The 20,661-nt window shown below is 54.4% G+C and carries 16 protein-coding genes and 1 pseudogene; 6 read left to right on the top strand and 11 right to left on the bottom strand.

Annotation, left to right across the window (positions count from 1 at the left end; all coding sequences use genetic code 11):
• Positions 1-72 precede the first annotated feature (72 nt).
• Both KZH41_RS15355 and KZH41_RS15350 read right to left on the bottom strand, forming a co-directional pair.
• Positions 73-843, bottom strand: a complete 771-nt coding sequence (locus tag KZH41_RS15355) for a molecular chaperone (RefSeq protein ID WP_263272817.1) — start codon at positions 841-843, stop codon at positions 73-75.
• 153 nt (positions 844-996) lie between these two features.
• Positions 997-1,506 (bottom strand): fimbrial protein, encoded by a 510-nt coding sequence (locus tag KZH41_RS15350; RefSeq protein ID WP_318654885.1) that lies wholly within the window; start codon positions 1,504-1,506, stop codon positions 997-999.
• 280 nt (positions 1,507-1,786) lie between these two features.
• Here KZH41_RS15350 and KZH41_RS15345 point away from each other — a divergent pair, with 280 nt between their 5' ends.
• Positions 1,787-2,464, top strand: a complete 678-nt coding sequence (locus tag KZH41_RS15345; protein ID WP_263272816.1) for a response regulator transcription factor — start codon at positions 1,787-1,789, stop codon at positions 2,462-2,464.
• 40 nt (positions 2,465-2,504) lie between these two features.
• On the opposite strand, the gene KZH41_RS15340 is transcribed toward KZH41_RS15345, so the two are convergent.
• Together KZH41_RS15340 and KZH41_RS15335 are read right to left on the bottom strand one after the other, a co-directional pair.
• On the bottom strand, positions 2,505-6,125 hold the full coding sequence (locus KZH41_RS15340) for a transporter substrate-binding domain-containing protein (protein WP_263272814.1): 3,621 nt from the start codon (positions 6,123-6,125) through the stop codon (positions 2,505-2,507).
• A 369-nt stretch (positions 6,126-6,494) separates the two neighbouring features.
• Positions 6,495-7,169 (bottom strand): response regulator transcription factor, encoded by a 675-nt coding sequence (locus KZH41_RS15335; RefSeq protein ID WP_263272812.1) that lies wholly within the window; start codon positions 7,167-7,169, stop codon positions 6,495-6,497.
• A 312-nt stretch (positions 7,170-7,481) separates the two neighbouring features.
• On the opposite strand from KZH41_RS15335, the gene KZH41_RS15330 reads away from it, so the two are divergent.
• Positions 7,482-8,192: a response regulator transcription factor gene (locus KZH41_RS15330; protein ID WP_263272811.1), complete on the top strand. Its 711-nt coding sequence runs from the start codon at positions 7,482-7,484 to the stop codon at positions 8,190-8,192.
• A 348-nt stretch (positions 8,193-8,540) separates the two neighbouring features.
• Here KZH41_RS15330 and KZH41_RS15325 read toward each other — a convergent pair whose 3' ends face one another.
• Positions 8,541-9,005 carry a DUF3429 domain-containing protein gene (locus tag KZH41_RS15325; protein ID WP_263272809.1) on the bottom strand — a complete coding sequence of 155 codons (465 nt, stop codon included), beginning with the start codon at positions 9,003-9,005 and terminating at the stop codon, positions 8,541-8,543.
• 300 nt (positions 9,006-9,305) lie between these two features.
• Here KZH41_RS15325 and KZH41_RS15320 point away from each other — a divergent pair, with 300 nt between their 5' ends.
• Positions 9,306-10,367: an SDR family oxidoreductase gene (locus tag KZH41_RS15320; RefSeq protein ID WP_263272807.1), complete on the top strand. Its 1,062-nt coding sequence runs from the start codon at positions 9,306-9,308 to the stop codon at positions 10,365-10,367.
• A 144-nt stretch (positions 10,368-10,511) separates the two neighbouring features.
• Here the strand turns inward: KZH41_RS15320 and KZH41_RS15315 are convergent, their stop codons facing one another.
• The 3 genes from KZH41_RS15315 to KZH41_RS15305 all read right to left on the bottom strand — a co-directional run bounded on the left by KZH41_RS15315 (position 10,512) and on the right by KZH41_RS15305 (position 12,871).
• A complete protein-coding gene (locus KZH41_RS15315; RefSeq protein ID WP_263272806.1) occupies positions 10,512-11,189 on the bottom strand; it encodes a glutathione S-transferase family protein in 678 nt (225 codons plus the stop codon).
• Positions 11,186-11,821: a TetR/AcrR family transcriptional regulator gene (locus KZH41_RS15310; RefSeq protein WP_263272805.1), complete on the bottom strand. Its 636-nt coding sequence runs from the start codon at positions 11,819-11,821 to the stop codon at positions 11,186-11,188. Before KZH41_RS15310 ends, KZH41_RS15315 begins: the two co-directional genes overlap by 4 nt.
• A gap of 177 nt (positions 11,822-11,998) precedes the next feature.
• Entirely contained in the window at positions 11,999-12,871 is an 873-nt protein-coding gene (locus tag KZH41_RS15305; RefSeq protein ID WP_263272803.1) for a patatin-like phospholipase family protein, read from the bottom strand.
• Positions 12,872-13,193: 322 nt separating this feature from the next.
• On the opposite strand from KZH41_RS15305, the gene KZH41_RS15300 reads away from it, so the two are divergent.
• The 3 genes from KZH41_RS15300 (at position 13,194) to KZH41_RS15290 (ending at position 14,966) form a co-directional block, all read left to right on the top strand.
• Positions 13,194-13,832 (top strand): cytochrome b/b6 domain-containing protein, encoded by a 639-nt coding sequence (locus KZH41_RS15300; protein WP_263272801.1) that lies wholly within the window; start codon positions 13,194-13,196, stop codon positions 13,830-13,832.
• The gene (locus KZH41_RS15295; protein WP_263272799.1) at positions 13,829-14,614 is read left to right on the top strand and encodes a molybdopterin-dependent oxidoreductase; all 786 of its coding nucleotides are present in this window, start codon (positions 13,829-13,831) and stop codon (positions 14,612-14,614) included. Before KZH41_RS15300 ends, KZH41_RS15295 begins: the two co-directional genes overlap by 4 nt.
• Before the next feature lie 70 nt (positions 14,615-14,684).
• Positions 14,685-14,966: a pentapeptide MXKDX repeat protein gene (locus KZH41_RS15290; RefSeq protein WP_263272797.1), complete on the top strand. Its 282-nt coding sequence runs from the start codon at positions 14,685-14,687 to the stop codon at positions 14,964-14,966.
• 89 nt (positions 14,967-15,055) lie between these two features.
• On the opposite strand, the pseudogene KZH41_RS15285 reads toward KZH41_RS15290, so the two are convergent.
• From KZH41_RS15285 to KZH41_RS15275, 3 genes and pseudogenes are all read right to left on the bottom strand, one after another.
• A pseudogene (locus tag KZH41_RS15285) lies at positions 15,056-15,610 on the bottom strand (OprD family outer membrane porin); the annotation flags it as partial.
• An 84-nt stretch (positions 15,611-15,694) separates the two neighbouring features.
• Positions 15,695-16,243 carry an MlrC C-terminal domain-containing protein gene (locus KZH41_RS15280; RefSeq protein ID WP_094951079.1) on the bottom strand — a complete coding sequence of 183 codons (549 nt, stop codon included), beginning with the start codon at positions 16,241-16,243 and terminating at the stop codon, positions 15,695-15,697.
• 508 nt (positions 16,244-16,751) lie between these two features.
• Positions 16,752-20,336, bottom strand: coding sequence for a patatin-like phospholipase family protein (locus KZH41_RS15275; protein WP_263272795.1), 3,585 nt, complete (start codon positions 20,334-20,336; stop codon positions 16,752-16,754).
• Positions 20,337-20,661 lie beyond the last annotated feature (325 nt).

The following is a 20,661-nucleotide window of genomic DNA, read 5'->3' as shown; positions in this document are numbered from 1 at the left end:
GAGGCGATTCGCGAAGTCAGGGCTTTAGGGCAGTGTCTGAAGTTATTTATCATGATCGGTCATTACTCCGGATCAGTTCTTGAGGTCGACTGAATGCTTCACGCGCGCACCGAAGTCGGTCATCTCAGTGAATTCAATTTCCTTCTCACCCGCCGGCAGGGTTCGTAAACCCGGCAACATGAAGCGCTTAACGTCGCCGGAGGGCAGCATCAAACTGTCGTTTTCTTCCCGGTTAGGGGCCTTCGCGAAACGCTCGCCGGTTTTACTGACAACCAATTGAATCGACGGCAGCGAGATGTAGTAAGGCGTGGGGTTGGCGACTTCCACCGCATAACCGCCCTGATAAGGAATCAGTTTCCAGGTCAACTTTGAGGTCGCGGCTGCACGCTCGAAAGGCAACCCTTGAGGTCTGTAGAACACTCGAAGCCGAGTTCGAAACGACAACTCAATCAGGTTGCGGCCACCTGCATTAACGGGCTTGGGTTGCACTTCCAACACATTCAGCCAGTACAGACTCTCACGGTCCTGTGGCAGTGGCTCCCCGGTGTAACGCACACGCACCGCCTGTTGCTCGTTGGGCTCAATGCGAAAAATCGGTGGCGTCGCGTTGAAAGGCGCTTTCGCCGTAGTGGGCGTCGCACGCACGTTACCGTCGTCCAGCCAGGTTTGAACCAATGATGGAAGGCTTCCCTTGTTTTGAATCCTTACAACGATTTCCTCTTCCTCGGCTGGGTAAACAAACCGCGTCCCCTGGATGATCACAGAGGAATGGGAGGTGGACATATACAGCGCCGCCAACGCGGTAGCACCGGCAGCCAAAACAAAACGAGCCCAGGGGGTCATAAAAATAAATCTCATAAAAAATGGCGGCCCTGCAACGTCGCCACAGGGCCGGCATACGGGAACACTGACGCTCCCGACGCAGCCTTAGTCGGCGTACACAACCATGTAACCCACGCGAGTAGCGACGGCACCGGCCGAAGCAGCACCTGTTGCTTAGTACTGGGCGCCCAGGTTGATCACGGCGGTGTTGTCGGCGATCACAACCGGGTCGGATTGCTCGTTATAGGCATTGATCGGCGTGCCGTCTTGTTTGGTCAGCTGAATTTGTACGTTCTTGGCGGTAGTGGTGTCTTCCGGCTTGTCCCAACCATCAACATTCAAATTACCGCTGGCAACGTCAATCGCCGGGCTGGATGGGTCGAACCTGACCAGTGCATTGGTCCCGTTAGTGCAGCCGCTATCGCCTGCGCCACCGACAACAATTGAGAAGCCTTTCAGGTTAGCAACCTTCTTCGCAACGGCGAGGTTGGATGCTGGAACACCATCGAGTTCTACGTCTTTGGTAGCGCCGTTAGCGCCCGGCGCCTGACCTTCCACCTTGCAGGTCACACTGGTAACAGACCCGGTGAAGTTAATAACGCCGTCATTAGCAGCGAAAGCAGGCATGGAACCCATGGCCGAAAACGCCAGCGCAACAGCAGCAGACAACATACTTTTTTTCATAGAACACCTACGACCCTGTGGGAGTGAAGTTCCCGCCTGCAAAGGTGGCGGAAGAACAGGCCTGGCAATTATTTGCCTGGCCTTGTCACAAATTCTGACTACTTCACGGCCGCCCCCATATCGAGAAATCTCGAATGCGTTCAGATTCGAGATTTCTCTAAACGGTTGCGCGCCTAAGTCTAAGGTCGGGATAATGTCGCCCGCGCTAAACGTGACTGGCGCGCCTATTCTTGTGTCACAAGCACGCCCCCCGCACTTGCCGTAAGTATTGAGGTTTTTGATGAGCCGCCCGCGACTGAGGCCCTACACCGTTATGCTGCTGGATGACCACAGGATCATCCGGTATGGCATTGCTGCCTGGCTGGCGACCGAACTCGATATAAAGGTTGTAGGCTCATATGCCACCAGCAAGGAGTTTTTGGCGGCGCTGACTGAACAGCAAGTCGATGTGGTGCTGATCGACTTCATGCTTGGCGATAAAGAAGTCGACGGCATCAACTTGATTCGAACGATCAAGTTGCGCCATCCCGCGTGCAAAATATTGGTGCTGTCCTCGCACTACTCGCCCGCCACGGTGGCGTTGGCAATGCAGACTGGAAGCCTGGGCTTTTATGGAAAATCCCAGGAACTGGAAGAACTGGGAACCGCCATTCGTAAAGTGGCAGTGGGTCAGGTTTACTTGCACCCGGCGATGGCTGCGGAGTTGGAGGCCCAGGCAAAACCAGCGGTTAGCCCGGAAGCCGGAGCAAAGGAGAGCCTTGCGCAAAACAGCGCGCTGTCTCCCAAGGAGCAGGAAGTGTTGAGGTGCTTCCTTGACGGCATGTCAGTGAATGACATCGCCGCCAAGTTCTCACGCAGTGCCAATACCATCAGCACTCAGAAGAAATCAGCTTTCCGCAAGCTGGGCATCAAGAGCGACGGCGAGTTGTTTAAACTGTCCAACTCGCTGCGCATCTGACAAGCACTGACAATCTAGCGCAAACACTCTCTGGACTTGATCACGGCAGGTCTTGCAGCAAGCGTTTTTCGAGCGCATGCAGGCAGGCCACAACGACCTCGACTTCCACGCTATACGGCATCGACTCACCCTCCTCCACCACGCGGTCTTCAAGGGCATGGCACGCTTCACTGAGAGCACGGTCCCCGGCCAATTGCGCGCCACCACGTACTTTGTGGGCAACTCTTACCAGACCACTGCGGTCACCGTCGCGTGCCAGGCGCTCCAGTTCAAGGCTGTCTTGGCGATGGGTGAGCACAATTTCCTGCACCAACGGGCCATAGGATTCCGGGCTGAGCAGTTTGATCTTGTCGAGCTCACTTCCGGTCGCAGCGGCGGCTTGAGCACGCCGCTTACTGACTTGTTCGACTTCAGAAACCACCAGTGCCAGCGCCTCGATGGCCACTGGTTTGAACAGGCAGCGTGTCATCCCGGCGGCCAGGCAACGCTCGGTCACTTCGGATTGCGCGTTCGCTGTCAGGCCAAAAATAGGATGCATGCGCAAGGCATTCTGCTGTTCGAACTCGCGCATCAAGCGAGTCAGTTGGTAGCCGTCCATGCGTGGCATGTTGCAGTCAGTAATGGTCAGGTCGAAGGGTGGCTCTGCGCCCCTCCAGACAGCGAGTGCGGCCTCACCGTGATCGCAAGGCACTGCCTCATGCCCCAGGTACTCCAATTGCCGACACAGCAGCAACCGATTAGGCGCATGATCTTCAACAACCAGAATCCGGAGTTTATGGCTTGATAGCGAAACAGCCGTCACCGCCTCAGGGCTTTGATCCACATCTGCCAGGTCAGCCTCGAATATCAAGGTAAAGCGCGAACCTAACCCGCACTGGCTGTCGACATTAAGTTGCGCACCTAACAGCTTCGCCAAACTGGCACAGATACTCAGCCCAAGGCCAGTGCCCGTTGCGCGGTTGGCCTGAGGATCGGCCTGCACAAACGGTTCGAAAATTTCCTGGCGTTGGGTTTCGCTCAAACCCTGCCCAGTATCGCTGACTTGAATCGCAAATTTGGCGCGCCCAGGGGACGCCTCTTCCACCGGAAGCTCTCTAAACAACAGATGAACACTCCCCTGCTCAGTGAACTTGATGGCGTTGCTCAGAAGGTTCGCGACGACTTGATTCAGCATCAAGGCATCAATCATGACGCCGTTGTGTTGAATCTCACAGACCAGTCGAAACTCCAGGTCTTTTTTAAGCGCATTGGTCTCAAACAGACGATAGATCGACCGAGCCATGTCTCCCAAATGAGTCGGGCGTGGCACAGGTGTCATTTCACCGGCTTCGATTTTCGACAAGTCGAGAATATCGCCAATTAATGAAAGCAGCGTCTGAGCGGATTGGTGTGCTACTTCCAAACTCTCATCGATTTCAGCCTGGCTACCCCCTTTCATTTTGAGCAGTTCGATCAACCCCACCAAAGCGCTGACCGGGGTGCGAATTTCATGACTCATGCTGGCGAGAAACACCGACTTCGAGCGGCTCGCATCAATCGCGCTTTCTTTGGCAATACTCAGTTGCTCTATCAGATGCTCGCGCTCAGTAATATCCAGCCAGCCGCCGATGACACCGATGTATTGGCCACTGAAGTTATGGAACGGCAACATCCAATGAAAGACACGGTACTGCTCGCCCCGCACTTCCACGTCCATATCTTTGAGTGTGGGCTCCCCATGCTCCAGCATGTCCAGATAGACCTGATGATAGTGGGCATTGAACTCGGCACTGAACACTTGGCTTTCTACCAATGTCTTGCCGATGAGCTCTTCGCGGGATGCATTAAAAAAGGTTAAGTAGGCCTGGTTACATTGGGCCAAACGCCCCTCGCGGTCGCGCACGTACAGCGCCACTGGCGAACCGTCAATCAAGGTGCGACTAAATTGCAATTGGTCTTCGAGGTCTCGCTCAGCTTTCTGCCGCTTCTGTATCTGGCTTCGCAGGTAGTAATTCCATATCAGAAACAACAGCATTAACAGCGCGGCGCCAACCACCACTTGGGCGATTACACCTTTGTAGGTATTCCATGGATTGGCCATCGCCGGCGCGGGATTGTTACGCCAGCGGTCCGTCATCTCTTTCAGTTCTTCCGGAGGAATGGCAATGATGGCGGCGTTAAGGATATCTCTAAGAATTTCATCTTGCGGGCCTACGGCCATGGCGATTGTTGCGGGTCGCGGGCCGATGACCGCGGCAATTTGCAGGTCTGACTGAAAGTGATGGGTGATGAAATAGTCTGCGATAAATTCGGAGCTTACTGCGCCCTCCACTTCTCCGTCGGAAAGCATCTCGATGCCTTGGGTAGCGTTGCGGACGGTGACCTCTTTGATTTTGGGGTACTGCTGTTGCAGCCAGGAAAGCAGTGGGTTGCCCCAAGGCAAGGCCAGACTTAAACCATGCAGCTCATCCAGGCTGCGGATACCTGCCTCGGAGCGCCGCGTGATCACCACAAAGGGGCTGACCAAGTAGGGCCGGGTGATCTGGAACTTGTCCAGCGAATGATCACCCGTACTCAATGCCGCGATCAGATCCACGTCCTGATCCTGGAGCTGGCTGGTCATATCGTTAACGCTATTCACGCGCACAATCTTGAAAGTCAGCCCTGTGGACTGCTCGATTTTTTTCAGCAGCTCGGCAGTCAGCCCCTTGAACTCGTCATTTTCATCAAAGAAGGTCAGCGGTGCATAAGACTTTGACACACCCACTCTTACGGTCGGGTGCGTGTTGATCCAGGCTATTTGCTTCAGGCTCAGGTTCAGTGACGTACGCGCCACCACAACGTTATCGTTCAGCCCCCAGCGCGAGGTAATACGCAGCATGCTCGCGACCGGGATAGCGGCTAACGACTCATTGATAGCGTCCAATAGCTCGGGCTGGCGAGCACTGACCGCGAAGTTTATATCCGCTTCACTGTCTGGAACGGCTTTGTCATCAATGTAAACCTCGTTGCGGTGAAAACGCGAAGTCAGAAACTCTGCCGTCACCAGGTCCGTACTGAACGCATCGGATTGGTTGTAGGCCAAGCCGGCGATGGCATTGATATGAAAGTTGTAGGGCACCAGCGTGCTTTGTGGGTACTGCTTGTGCAATTGCCGGGTATCTGCATCACTGGTCGTGATGTAGGCCAAACGCTGCCCATCCACGTTGGCGCTGGATTGCCGGCTATCACTGAGGCGTCGCACCATTACCTTTCGGTTCAACATATAAGGCTTGGACGCTTTGATAAGCGGATTTTCTTCATCCGACAAATCACTCAGGGCCAGCATATCGACTTCCCCGTTCGCCATGGCCACCAGCGCATCATTTCGGTCCTGATAACGCAGTACGCTGATCGGGACCCCAAGCATTTGCTGCAACAGGCCCAACACATCCGCCGTCACGCCTTCAAATTCGCCGGCCTCGTAGCCCATCTGTAAGGGTGGTCGCGTCCGCTCCCAGTAAGCCGCCCGGATTACAGGTTTACCGCTGAGCCACGCCTTTGTTTTGGCGTCGAACGTAACATGCGGCCCCAGCTCGGGGGTGCGGATAATCAGCTGTGTCTCGCTCGCGGCGATGGCCGATTGGGCTGTTGCAAAAAACAGCAGCAAGCCGATGGCAAAGCACCAGCGGATAACAGGCATTCGGTTCAAGTTCTTCTATACCCAGGACGCTGAAGGGAAGCACTACCTTTGTGCGATGCACAGTAGCGTGAGTAAATATCGTCGATGCAATGCATTGAGAATAAGACAGTAGCGCATCGAGAGCATCACGCATGTGCGTCATGGCGAGGCTACACGCTTGAATGGGGCGCGAATCGCTGACATTGTCCAGGCCGTCAGCCCGCAACACATCACAGTGCTTTTTGGGGGGGGCGAAACAGGCCGTTATGACTCTCAATGCCGTGGCGGCAACGCAAGCCATTATGCCGACCTGTCCGCCCCACAAAAACGAGACTTGTCTCAAATCTGTCCGCAGCGCAGGAAAAATGACACACGCTGCGAGCAGTTGATCTAAAGGTTTTTCAAGTGGGCCTGCAGCTTGAACAGCTCTGTATCAGTGGTGATACCCAGCTTGCGAAACGCCGCTTGCTTCTGGCCGCTGATGGTTTTGCGGCTGCGCGCAAACTTGATGGCCACCTGAGAAACTGACAAACCTTCCAGGCAGCAACGCAGCACCTCTCGCTCCTTCGGAGAGAGCTCTGCGTAATCCACCAGGGCTTGGTCGGCGTTCAGCTCACTGTCTTCTTCGGTCAAATTCGCTGACGGCAACTTCTCCAACGCGGCCGCCACTGCCGGCGAAAGGTACACACGGTCCAGTGCGGCCATTCGAATTGCCTTAAGCAGTTCATCGGTTTCCTGGCTTTTACCTACAAAGCCATTGGCGCCCGCGCGAATGCACATGTTGACAGTGGCGGGCCGCTCCAGTGAAGAGAAAATCACGATCCGTACATCAGGGTGCCGGGCGCGCACTGACTGTATCAAGCGTAGGCCATCCAGTTCGCCGTCAGCCAACTGGTAATCAAGAACCAATACATCTGCCGGCTGGGCATCCAGCCCTTCAATTAGTTCGCGACTGGCTTTATAGATGCCGGTTACCTTGAAATCCACCTCAAGGGATAAGCGAATTTTCAACGCATCACGAATCAATGCGTGGTCGTCCAGCAGGGCGATTCGCAGGGGCGACATCACGGACCATCTCATTGTCGGGACTCCTGTTTAAGCAACGGTAGGAGGCGCCCTACGCGTTCTGAAAAAAAACGCGCCACATTAACGTAACTTCACTCTCAATGAAATCACTGGATGCAGCGAATTCTAGCGCTTTTGAGACGTGTCTGATTACGCCAGGAAGTCGGATTTTAGGACAGGTCTCATTTTCGCTACACCTTAGTTTAATCAAAATCGATTCGGTTGATGGTCCCTGCTCGGTCACAAAATCGGCGGCGAGCCGTTAAGTGGGGCCTATCCCAAATGAATTGAATATTGACGCAAGGCTTTCAAATGAATAATCGTATTCTTATCGTTGATGATCACCCCGCTATTGTCATGACCCTCAAGCTGCTACTTGCCAGCGAAGGATTCGACGTTATAGCTGAAGCAGACAATGGCGCCGATGCGCTTAGAATGGCTGAAGAACTTCGCCCCTCAATAATGATTTTGGACATCGGAATTCCGGTTATCGGTGGCCTGGCGGTTATTGCGAATATTGTCGCGAAAAAGCTTCCGATAAAAACTATCGTGTTGACAGGTTTGCCCCCTGATTATTTGGCAGCGCGCTGCAGGAGCCTGGGCGCGCACGGGTTTGTCAGCAAGAAAAGCGACCTTAGCGAAATGGTGAATGCCATCAGGGCGGTTCGCATGGACGACGAGTTCTTTCCGGATCTGAAAGGCCCGCAATCTGATTACGCTTGCCACCCAGACGAATGGGTGTCGTTGCAGAACCCTAAGTCTCTTAAGAGCGACCGACGCCCTTCTCCAGGACTCCCGCGTCATCCAGCGCAGCACGCAACCGTCATTTGTAGCGCTCTAACGAAGGCAGACAAATTAAAGGAAATCGACCCGAAGCAGCGAAAAAACGAGTGGAAGCTCACAGGTGAGAGTTCGCTGACAACTGGGAGATCAGATTGCCAGTCTTTTCCCTGTCCCGCTATCGGAGGCGGGGTCAGCTCTTCGAAGCAGCTCAGTCGTTCCAGGATTTGGCAATCCCAATGAGTTCTCTGCAGATAAACCAGAGGCTCCTCATGAACATAAATCTGTGAACATCTGGCTCCATGCACCAGGAGAAAACCAGCTAGTCATTGGGTTTTCGATCGCTCATGAACAACAAACATCGCCCATAAGTTAAACGATGTGTCATAGATGTTCATGTGCTCTAGTCGCTTCCCCCACAAAAGCCGTTTCCCAAGAAATCAGCCTGGGAGACAGGACGTTTACCCTGAACCCACTGCCGAGCGCCTTCGGCTAGCATGCCGCCGGCGATGCCCGAGGCCAAACTGCCAAAACGCGTCAACCGCGATAAGCGGCTACCAGGCACGGGCAACGAACTGGGCACGCGAGGCTTTATGAATGAAGCGCCTCAACGAGCGCGGCAAGTAGCAAGCAAACGCTCGCCACGAGTGTGAGCCGTAATCGCATCGGCATGTACCAGGCGGGTAAGCTCATAACCCGCAACAGCTGCCTGTCCTGCCGGAGGTGGACAACTAAGCCGATGACCAACAGCAAGCAACCTAATGGCATTGGCAGTAACGTTGCAACCCAAGCAATAAGCGCAGGAATGACACTCCAGATGAACCGGTCTCTCCCCTGCTCGGCGCTCATGTCTTGCAAGGTCATGGCGAAGCCCCAGTGTAAAGCGCCGACGAAGCTCAGGATGACTGCGCCATAGTTAACAAGCGCAATCGCAAACAAGGGCCGATAGTCGAGAGAGAAAGGGATGAGCAGCGCCAGAAAAATAAACGGCAACAGGCCGCCATAACCCAGCAGGCTGACGTGCTTTGGCAGAGAGGTTGAAAGCAACGCGTTCATTTGTATTCCTTGCAGTGAGCGACATTCAAGACTGTAGGCCCAAAAGTCCCGCTTGGGCGAGCTATTGATGGCGAGGTGGGCTACATGACTGCAGCGCTGGAAATTGTCGCGCCGGGCTGCAGGCACTCCTGGACGACCTGAGCTTTGAACGATTTAAGATCAGAGCTCCGTTGGCGCATGAAAAACCTGGCGATGTAGGTGTGTTCGACATCCGCTTACGACGGACGCCCATACGGATCCGGTTTAGGTTGAACCTCTGTTGCTTAGGTGGACTCCCAAATCTAAATCCAGGAGAAACGTATGACCCAGACAGCTTTGGTTGTGGGCGCCAGCGGCATCGTCGGCAGCGCCATCACTCAGTTACTCATCGACAACACGTGGCAGGTCGCCGCGCTCTCGAGGCACCCGTCGCAAGTGCAAGGCGTGATACCTGTAGCTGCAGACCTTCAAGATCCAGCTTCGCTGGAACAGGCGCTCGCGGATCTGAAACCTACTCATGTGTTCATCACCACATGGTCACGGCAAGCCACGGAGGCCGAGAACATTCGCGTTAATGCCGCCATGGTACGCAACGTGCTTGCCGCCATTCGACCAGCCAAGAGTGTTGAGCACGTAGCACTGGTTACTGGCCTGAAACACTACCTCGGCCCATTCGAAGCCTATGGTAAGGGCTGCCTTCCGCAAACACCGTTCCGCGAAGAGCAGGGTCGTCTGAATGTCGAGAATTTCTATTACGCCCAAGAGGACGAACTTTTCGCCGCTGCTGAAAAGGACGGCTTCACCTGGAGCGTTCATCGCCCGCATACCGTCACCGGGGTTGCCGTAGGCAACGCGATGAATATGGCAACCACCCTCGCCGTCTACGCCTCGATTTGCAAACAAACCCATCGCCCTTTTGTATTTCCAGGATCACGCGTGCAGTGGGACAGCCTCACCGATATGACGGATGCACGACAGTTGGCGAAACAACAATTGTGGGCGGCCACCACGCCGGCTTCGGCCAACCAGGCATTCAATGTCACTAATGGCGATGTGTTTCGCTGGAAATGGATGTGGAGCCGAATTGCCGAATACTTCGACGTGCCTGCTGCCGATTATCCGGCCTCACTCTCACCTCTTGGGAAGCAAATGGCTGACGACCAAGCCGTGTGGACGCAGATAGCCGCGGAGCACGGTTTGAAAGAAGCCGATATTGGTCGCCTGATATCCCCATGGCATACCGATGCAGACCTTGGTCGACCCATCGAAGTCGTCACTGATATGTCGAAAAGCCGTGTAATGGGCTTCACCGCCTACCAGGCGAGCGATCAAGCATTTTTCGATGTGTTCGACACACTACGCGAGATGCGCTTGATACCCTAGGTCGTGCCGCAACGGACAAAGCACTGAGAATAGGTAAAGACCGCAAGGTGCGGGCCCCTTGTAAGGGCCCGCAGTCTTGAACCGCGCAAATTGCTCAACTTTTACCAATGCGCACTGGAGCAATGCCGTGCGCAAGCGGTGCGTCTACTGAGTAATCTGAGGGAACATTGCCTTACGCGCGTCAGCATCCATCTCGGTCTTGTAACTGTGCTGGGTCTTCAGTTCTTCGGTTCGTTGTGCTGCCGGTCGAGCATTGATGCCATCAAGGAGCCGTTTTACGTTTGGAAGTTTTACCCAAGCGTCATTACCTAGGATGAACGGTACCGCGCGCGCCCACCCCCATACGGCCATGTCCACCAGCGTGTACTCACTTCCGAGCATGTAAGGCTGTTTGGCCAGGTGCTCGTTGATAATCGTCCAGTGACGCCAGGCTTCGAAGGTGTAGCGGGTAACGGCGTAGTCTTTTGGCTCGGGTGCGAAGTGCTTAAAGTGGACAGCCTGTCCAGAGTAAGGGCCGATGCCGGTCGCGACGAACATGAGCCAGGAATACATCTCACCTCGCGCCTTGAGATTGTCAGCAGGCAGGAACATCCCGGTCTTTTCGGCTAGATAGAGCAGTATGGCGTTGCTGTCGAATACCACGCTTTCACCATCAACCAGAGCCGGTGTCTTGGCATTCGGATTGATCTTAAGAAACGCCGGATCGTGCTGTTCACCCTTGCGCGTATCAACAGGGATGAGTTCGTACTCAAGGCCTGACTCCTCCAAGAAAAGCGCAACCTTGGCGGGGTTAGGAGACGGGTGATAGTAGAGCTTGATCATAGTGACTCCGTGCAGTGGTTTTCAGTGAACATCGCTAAAGCCAAGGGAGGAAGACCAAGGCTTTTGATTGCAATACTAATGGCGTCTGTTACACACGCAGGATCGGGATTAATCCGAGCCAAAACTCGAATGCCAAGTAACACACTGAGCAAATGATGCGCGCCCTGCTTCGCATCAATCTCGACAGAATCGACAGATTGCATGAGGAAGGTTTGCAGGCGGCCTTCAAAAAAACTGCGAATGGACTCGAACTCTTCTGCGACGGCCTGTCGCAAATCCGTGTCTTCTGCATTTGCTTCGAGGGCAGAATTCACCAGCAGACACCCACGCTGAAAAGGATCGTTCAGTATGCGACTCAACACCTCTGCAAAGAACCCAGTTATGGCCATTCCAGCGTTTGGCAGAGCTTCAAGACGCCGAATTCGATCACGCACACTGCACTCTAGATAGTGCACGAGGGCGCGACGATAAAGACTACGTTTGTCGCCAAACGCGTTGTAAAGGCTTGGCTGATTGAGCCCTGTGCGATTGACGAGGTCTCGGGTCGAGGTGCCCTCGTAGCCTTGCGTCCAGAACGCTTCAACGACTGCTGTTAAAACAGTCGACTCATCGAATGTACGGGGACGGGCCATGGTTTTCGCACGCGTTTGAGAACTGTCGTTGACCATAGCACAGGTTTTGTATCGGTCACTACAAAATAAATCCCACACCGCCGAGCTTCATTGACCAGAGATGCGCACGGAAGAGTGTTCGAATGGAAGAACACGAACTGGTCAATTTCGGTAGACCTGCCTTTTGAGAGGCGAAGATCACTCTTTACCAAAATGATGAGTATGGGCGAGTAACGAATCGGGTATCCCGTCGCGAATCAATCCGCCCTCTTCTATCCAGGCTTGGGTTGACTGATAAGCACGCTGCAGCAATTGGTCTGTCTGGTTGAAGTCGAACACTGAAGCGTCCAGTGGGCACAACGGCGGGACGACATGGATGGCTGCGCGTGCGCGGTACAACTCGATGTCACGCACCAGTTGACGCATGCTCATCAAATTGAGCGTGTGCAAGGCCAGCGCAACGAGTCCACTGGGCGGACATGGGCAGGCACAACCGAATCCGGTAGGAAGAACCAGAACCCGTGTTGCCCCCAATGCCACCGCACTGGCAATCGGCGTATTGCTGCTGACTCCGCCGTCGACCAGGAACTTTTCTCCGACTCGCACGCTGGGAAACACAAGCGGAATCGCAGCGCTGGCGAGCAAAGCCTGTTCAGCACTGCCACTGGACAGAAGCTCTTCGGCACCGCTGAGCAAATTGGTGGTGACGATATAAAGCGGTAACTCGGTGTCTTCGATCAATTTGACCGGCAGTGATCTGCTCACTAAACGATGCAATGCGGATGCGCTCAGCAAGTGCCCACGTCGATGAAGAATGCCCTTGAGGGTATCGAACGCCGAGAACGGAAACACATCCGACTTACGTAAGCTGCGCCAGAAGTCAGCGAGTTCGCTCACGCCTTTGGCATTTGGTCTCGCTGCGAAGTAGGCACCGTTGATGGCGCCGACCGACGCTCCCACCACCAGGTCGAATAAGACGTCAGTCTCAACCAGAGCCTGCAGCATCCCGACCTGAACCGCGCCAAGGCTCCCACCACCAGCAAGTACAAGAGCAGTTTTTACAGTTGGCATAAACGTACCCTCATCGATAACGCCCTTCTGAGGTTATAAGCCTAGCTGGCTGGCGACATTGGCTACGAGAATGATTTTGACTCTACGTAAACCACTCAATGCTGCTTCGAGCTTTGAGTCCGCCCTTCAACGTGTTCGGCTTTTTCATCAAGGCGTCAATTTGTCGGGGTCAACTCAAGCTTTTCGGATGGAGGCTACCTGCCTGAGAGGCATATTGGACGTACGGAACGCTTCGCCCTCCTCGAAGGAGCGTCGTGTTTTGAATGAGCGTCTACACTCGATCAAACGGTTATGACGTTATTCCTATTTGGAGTCTCCTCCAATGCAAGCCGCACCTGAAACAACCCGTGCAGCTCCTGTGGCCCCACAAAGCAGTCACCCTGTCTGGTTGAGATTGGCCCATTGGCTAAACGCTTTGGCGGTGTTGGTAATGGTCACCAGCGGATGGCGTATCTATAACGCCTCTCCCCTTTATGACTTTAATTTCCCCAAGTCGATTACCTTGGGTGGTTGGCTGGGGGGCGCGTTGCAATGGCATTTCGCAGCAATGTGGATGTTGGTCGTCGTCAGCCTTTTCTACTTACTTTTCAATCTTTTTAGCGGCCGCCTGTCGCGACGTTTTTTTCCTGTATCACCTAAAGGCTTTTTTCATGACCTGTGGTCTGCACTCCATGGGCGATTGGGGCATGACGATATTGGCCATTACAACCATGTGCAGCGTGTGGCGTATCTGTTTGTGATGCTCGACATTACAGTTCTGGTGGTTTCCGGGTTGGTTCTGTGGAAGTCGGTTCAGTTTCCGCTACTACGTGAACTGCTGGGCGGCTACGACAGCGCTCGGCATGTGCACTTCATTGCGATGTCTCTGTTGGTGGCATTCATCGCAGTGCATTTGGTGATGGTCGCGCTGGTTCCAAAGACGTTATTGGCCATGATTGCCGGCCGCAAGGAGCGCGTATGAGCAAGCGTGAGCAACGCCCAGGGCTGGATGAGTCGTCCATTTTGAAGGATGCACGGAAAATTATTTCGCTCCAGGTCGAAGATCGCTCACGGCGCTCCTTCCTGCTGCGTAGCTTGACCTTGGGCGGTGTCGCCATGCTGTCCGGCTGCAATATCACCGATGACGATCACGTTGAAACGGCGCTGTCCTCCATGTCGCGCTTCAATGACAGGGTGCAGGGCTGGCTGTTCAACCCGAACGCCATGGCCCCCACCTACTCAGAGTCGATGATTACGCGGCCATTTCCCTTCAATGCCTTCTACGGCGTCGACGAAGCGCCTGCCGTCGATGAAGACACCTACCGATTGGAAGTAACCGGCATGGTCGCCGACAAGCACAGTTGGAGGCTTGAAGAACTGCGTGCCATGGCCCAGACCGATCAGATCACCCGGCACATCTGTGTCGAGGGCTGGAGCGCCATTGGCCGATGGGGAGGCGTGCGCTTCAGTGATTTCCTCAAGCGCGTTGGTGCCGACACCGACGCAAAGTACGTCGGCTTCAAATGTGCTGACGATTACTACACCAGTATCGACATGGCCACGGCGCTGCATGCGCAAACGCTGCTGACGCTGACCTACGACGGTGCCGTACTGCCGCGTGAATATGGCTTCCCAATGAAGCTGCGCATGCCTACCAAGCTTGGCTACAAGAACCCAAAACACATTCAAGCGATTTTCGTCACTAATACCTATCCGGGTGGTTACTGGGAAGACCAGGGCTACAACTGGTTCGGTGGTAGCTGATGCCTATGGCAACCCCATTGCGCAGCCCCGGCTGCGCTTATTCGCAACCTGAGTCTCAAGGAGCTTCACTATGAAAAGGTTAACTACTGCAATCCTAGGTATTTGCCTGGCAGCGGGCGTCGCGGTTGTACACGCCGAAGATACGATGAGCAAAGACACGATGAAGAAGGACGCGATGTCCCAAGATACGATGAAAAAGGACACGATGAAAAAGGATGAAATGCACAAAGACTCCATGGGTAAGGACACGATGAAAAAAGACACCATGGGCAAAGACACCATGAAGAAAGATTCCATGTCCAATGACGGCATGAAAAAAGACGACATGAAAAAGAATGACATGTCTCAGTAACGCGGGGCATCGCAGGAAAATTATACTGCGTCTGGAAAACCCGCCTCGGCGGGTTTTCTCGATGGCGCTTAAAGGTGCAATTTCAGGGAGTTGCTTTCAAGCGTACCGCCCATAGCGGCGAGCCCCGTCTGATCCGTTGAACCGCGATCCGTTGCGTGTTCAATTCGCCCACCCGTCAGGGTCAGATCCTTGAACTCGCTCGAGGTGATTTGGCCACCCTCGAAGGTTTGTGGAAGCAACCGTCCATCGTTGGCGACCAAAATCGGAAGTTTCGGAATCAAGGTGCCGTAGTGCAGTTCAGTCTTCGAGATTTTGACTTTACCGGTCAGTCCCAGCCGGCCCCACTCGTCGACGGCGTGGTTGTCACTGTCCGAAGGAATCATAGAGCTGCCGACGTGGCGTCCCTTGCCAGGGGCCAGGGTAAGACCCAGCAACCCCAGGGTATCAACACCAAAACCATCGGTATATCCCGACATGAACTCCAATATTAAACCCTGAGTCCACTCTTCGGTTTTCGAAGGGGCTGCGGTGCCATCACGGTTGTCGTTATTGAAGTAGAAGTTCCTCACTCCCAAGGCTGCGCCGCTATCACTTAGGAAGTCAGCAAACGCCTGGCTACTCAGGGCAATGCTGCCAAACACCAAAGGGGAGTATTTTTCATCCCGGCGAACGTCCCCTTACGCCGTTTACGTTAATGCCGTTCAATACCTAACGTTAGATTACGGTCATTAGTCGCGGTATGCAGGGCTGTGGAATGAAGGCCCATTTGGTTTTAACCGGATTCCCTCACGAAGTCTTTTCCATGGAATGTCCGCAGGATCAGCTGTCATGGGCCCAGGCGCTTTGGCAACGAGTACGTGGTCGGCAATCGGCGCGAAATCTGCCCGAAAATGAACAGAGCTTTTGTTGATCAGTACACTCATTTGCTCGGGTTCAATACCTGCGATCCGATACAAGTTCCTGTCCAGCATCTGACATTTACCAGAGCTGACAGCAACCCTCACTCCCTCGATTTTCAAGCATGCAACAGGCCCAACATCAACCTCCATACCATTCATCATGGGGCCTGCAAAACGACAGCGGCCATCGGATAGATGCATTACTTCAAAGCGCCCCTGCAGGGGGCTATCACCGGGTACACCCGACTGTCCCCCCAGCGCTATTTCAATGAAACCACCTACCCCGGCGGCAATGGCGGACTGAACTGCTGCCGGGTCATAAAGCAACCCAACGACGCTACGTGATGAGCGGAGATGCCGTAACGATGATGAGCGAATTCTCTGCCTTTAACGATACGATCAGCGGAGATTTGGTCACCCGTTCAATCGATCATCCACTGTTCCAAAATATACATGCTCGCCTTCTAGTCAAACTAAGAAAACCCCAATCCGTGGGCGCAGAAGAACTTATAAAATGGATTAAAGAACGGATATTTATATTTAAGCAATAAAAGCCAACGATAAATTTATAAAATATCAGACCAATAATATTCTTCAAGGTCACATAAAAATCTTCAAAGCCATCACTATGGCTGGCAAATATCCTGTGTCAGAGAAGCGACGCTGCCTCAGTCTGGTCATACAATCCGCAGACGTTGCAACGCATCCAGGTGACGGGCCCAACATGGCGTCGACCCGACTGATCCCCGAGGTCATCTATCCCGTGGCGCGCCCAGGAGTTGTTGGTAGCCATGTGCGATTTTTCGCACTCTCCCGGTCTGGGCCAGCCTGGAGAACGGTGCGTACAACTCTCTGATGCCCGCACCGATATAACACAGCGCCTGCGTCAGTCCACCTTGGTCGAAGGAGGTAGCCAGACTTCAATCACACCTTTCTGGCCCTTCAAACCATCGCCCAAGGGAGCGACGATCCATGACTTCGCAGCGTCGATGGATTTCAGCTGGTTGGCACAGTCCTGTGAGGCTTGATCGTGATAGATCACTGTGGGCACTGAATAAGGCGTGGGGGCTCGGCGGTTCGCCCGCCGTGCGCTATCCACGACATCTTCCACAGGCGGGACTGAAGCGCCAAAGCTTCTCCAAGGCTCGCGCAGCGATCTGGCAAAATCCCGCAATTGAGGGCCATAGATTTGCAAGTAGACCGTATTGCCTTTGCAGATATTTGTTGTGTTCGCCAGCACGGAAGGCTCGGTCGTAGTCGTATTGCCCTCTTGAGGCGCAGCTTCCTCCGACATAGGCGAAGACGGCTCCAGCTCGGCGGGTGCTGGTACTGGTTCTGGTTCTGGTACGGGTTCTGGTACCGGGGCTGGGGCTGGGGCTGAAGAAGCCAGCTCGGATTCGCCTTGATCAACAGCGCTACGCCCAGGCGCCCAACAGTTCGCTGATGTAAGGGCCGTAGACGTGTAATCACGAATCCAGTACTGCGGCTCGCACTTAACCCTTGGCTCTTCTTGCAGGCACGCCGAGAGCGAAAAGTCATCCAGAAGCACTGTGCAGGAAGGGTGCGGGGATAACGTCTGCTTGCACGCTTGCTTGGTACGGCTGACCATCAGTTTCATCAATGGAGACTGCCGAAACGCATCGAGGTTATAGGCCGTACACGCCTTGTCGCCAGCCCGTAACAAGGCGGTCGCCATTTCCCCGAGCGGGTCATTGTCTGAAGAGACAACTGATCGGCCGGGGGGCGGCAGCTTGCCAAAAATATCGGTGAGTTCCTTGAGAGCAACGGGTTCGATTTCCCTCTGATCAACCCTGTGTGTCAGCTCAGAGTTGATCGCCTGCCAGCCAGCAAATCCAATGGAGGCCACCGCACCGAGACTGATAGAGGCCGTCACCGCACCCGTCGAAGCAATTCGCGATGAGAGTCGTTTGGAGGAAAATCGCAGCACCATGGCTCCGTCGCTTTCCTTGATCAGGATTGCCCCGTCGTCGTTGACAAAGTAATTCCTGGCGAACGCCGGCATGTCCTGCAGTTGCTCCAGATCAAGGTTGCGCCCCAGGGTTTGCCCAAGCTGGAAATAGCTCTCCCATTGCGCTTCGCTGAAAGACTGGTCGGTGGTCGGTTCCTGAGGAAACAAAGGGTTATCAGACTTGAAATTAACCAGGTCAACCGGTGCCCCATTGCTCATGTTCGGCTTGACGATGATCATGTACCCGGAACGCCCGGTACGACGGTAGTCGATGCGGGCCAACGCCAGGCACGCTTCACTGTCAGGCGAAGCCAGTTCATTGAGCGAGCCGAATACCGCAGGCAGGTCTCGATCTGGTTGCCGGGGACGCAGAAAGGTAATCTCGGCCTGTAAATCAATTCGTGCCTTGCGCACCAGATTTTCCAGGTCGCCAAAGGCGTAGCGGGGATCGGCGCCACAATCGGCTACAACAATGACCTCGCACTCTTCGCGTAGCAACGCATAGGCCGCCGTGTTTTCAAAGTGCCCTCCATCGCTGAGAAACCAATCCTGACGCCGATCGCCGTCAAAACGCCCAAGTAATTCGCTTAGCAGCTGTCCATACTTGCCAACTCGTGGAGCCGCTGGTTGACCGCCCATACCGTGACTGTCCCACCAATACCCCAAGCGAATGCCGGACATCATCAACAGCGCCGCGATACCTGAACGGGTAGATTTACCGAGCCCGGGAGCGACGGCGGCACCGGAGATTGCTATCCATGCCCCCAAGCTCAATGACTGAGCCAGATTCCCGGGGTGCCAGCGATCGCTCCCGTGCATCAGGCACCCGCCGGGGCCAACGGTCAGTAGCGAGCCTTTTCTATCCTGATTGAACAACCCCCCCATCGGATCTTCGGTCTGGTTGACGCATACATTGATCAAGTGCACCGGCCCGCCGCCCTTGTGAGGTTGATAAGCAACCATACTCAAGTCATCGCCGTCATCCACCTGAGTAACCCGCAGTGGCAGAATCTGGCCGTCAGCAGGTGCGACACAGGACATCGACGACGTATTTTGCGCTTGAAACCTGTTGGGGTTGGCGGCCCCCAGATAACTACGCATCAAGCGGGCACGATAGAACGCATAGAGCGAAGATCGGTTGAGGAAGTCACGATTGGCAGCCGAAACTAAAACCATCAGTAACGGGGGAATGGTCAGCCAGGCGAGGTATTGCCAAGCCAATGAGAAATGCAGCCCCCCCAGGGACGAGTCGAACAGCACATTCGTGGTTGCCCGATGCAGCACACTGATCCAGAACACCAGCAAGGCACCGGTTAGAACAAACCCAAGTACATTGATCACCTCGATGACCACTCGCCGAGTTCCCGGGACCAGGCTTTTGGGCAGGTCAGAAATCATTGGCATGGCGGCCCTTAATGCGACCGTAACCAAGGCCAACATTCCCCCTAGCTGCCCTTGCGATGTTGGGTTTGAGTTGGTTAGAGACCAGGCCAGAAAATCAACCATGCCGAGAGCCAAAAATGCTACGGCGATCTTCAAGGTGACCGCCAGCGCTTGAGTCAGGCCATTGCGGGTACGGTCTGGATCTTTTTCGGACTTAATGCTCAAGCCTGTAGCAAAGAGGATTCCCAGAACCCAGGCGCCCATCAGCGCAAGCGCCACCGTGACCAATTCCGCAGGTAACTCCAAGCTACCGGTCCAGAGTGGTATGGCGTTGTTCAGCAGGGTGGTTGAATGACGTAGCAGAATCACAATGCCGACAACGGCCATTAGCGCCGTTATCAGGCGCTGCACGCCCAGGCTCTGCCCTTTGCGGGTGGGCAGCGCCCAATAGGTACAGGAAAGAATTGCGCCGATCCAAGCCAAGGGCACCAGTCCGATCCAGAGTGTGGGCCAACCGGATAACAAACCGATCAGATGCCGATCAAACCATGGCACAGGCGCGCAACCGCCACCCGGGGCAAGGCAATCGACCCATTGCCAGACAGCAAGGTCCAGACTGACCAAAAAACCACCGAGGATGATTGCCAGAAACGCCAGTTCAACATGCACGCCCAACAAGTTTCGACCGAAGTTCGCCGCGGCGAACAGAATGTCCTTCAGACCTCGGGGAATCAGGTAACGTCCGTTGGCACGCAGCCAGACTGCAAACCAACGCGTCTGCGCCTGTGCCAGTTCTTGCTCCAGCCTTAACGGGTCGGGCGTACTGGACTGCCCTTCGTTGTGGAACAGTTTGCCGATGGTCGAACCGATGTAGCCGCCACCGGATACGGTCGACATCAGATCGAAACGATGGAACAGTTCTTTCTCCGCCAACGCTTTGATCAAGCCGAAACAAAAAGTCGCACTACGAATCCCCCCGCCTGACAACGCTAACCCCCAAGGGCGAACCGACAGTGTTTTTTTAACATCCTCAGGCAAATTTTCACGTCGTATCTGATACAGGGCTTGTAGATCTACTCCCTTTTCATCTTTGTGCGACGAGATATTGTCATTCGTCATATTTTCACTCCTTGTCAGGCGGCGTAGATGATTGAAGTCCTATCCAAGCGTAATAGGCGAGCACGCTGATATCGACTTCTAACACTCAACTTACTTGTTTAACGCGACACTACCCTGCCGCGCCCCAAACTATTGATTAGTTCACTATAGGTGAGCGCGATACTGCTTTTATAGTTTTTCGAAGAAAGCGTTAGCGCCAATAGTTTGGATGGGGACGACATAAAATACTGTGTGTAAACGCTGTGTTACACAGGCGCGACACGACAACAACACTACTCATGGATTTCGATACGCTGTGAGCGCGGGATGAACGGGCCGACAGCGT

Source organism: Pseudomonas sp. YeP6b (assembly GCF_025642995.1).
Lineage (GTDB): Bacteria > Pseudomonadota > Gammaproteobacteria > Pseudomonadales > Pseudomonadaceae > Aquipseudomonas.
This window is presented reverse-complemented; position numbering and strand designations above follow the sequence as displayed.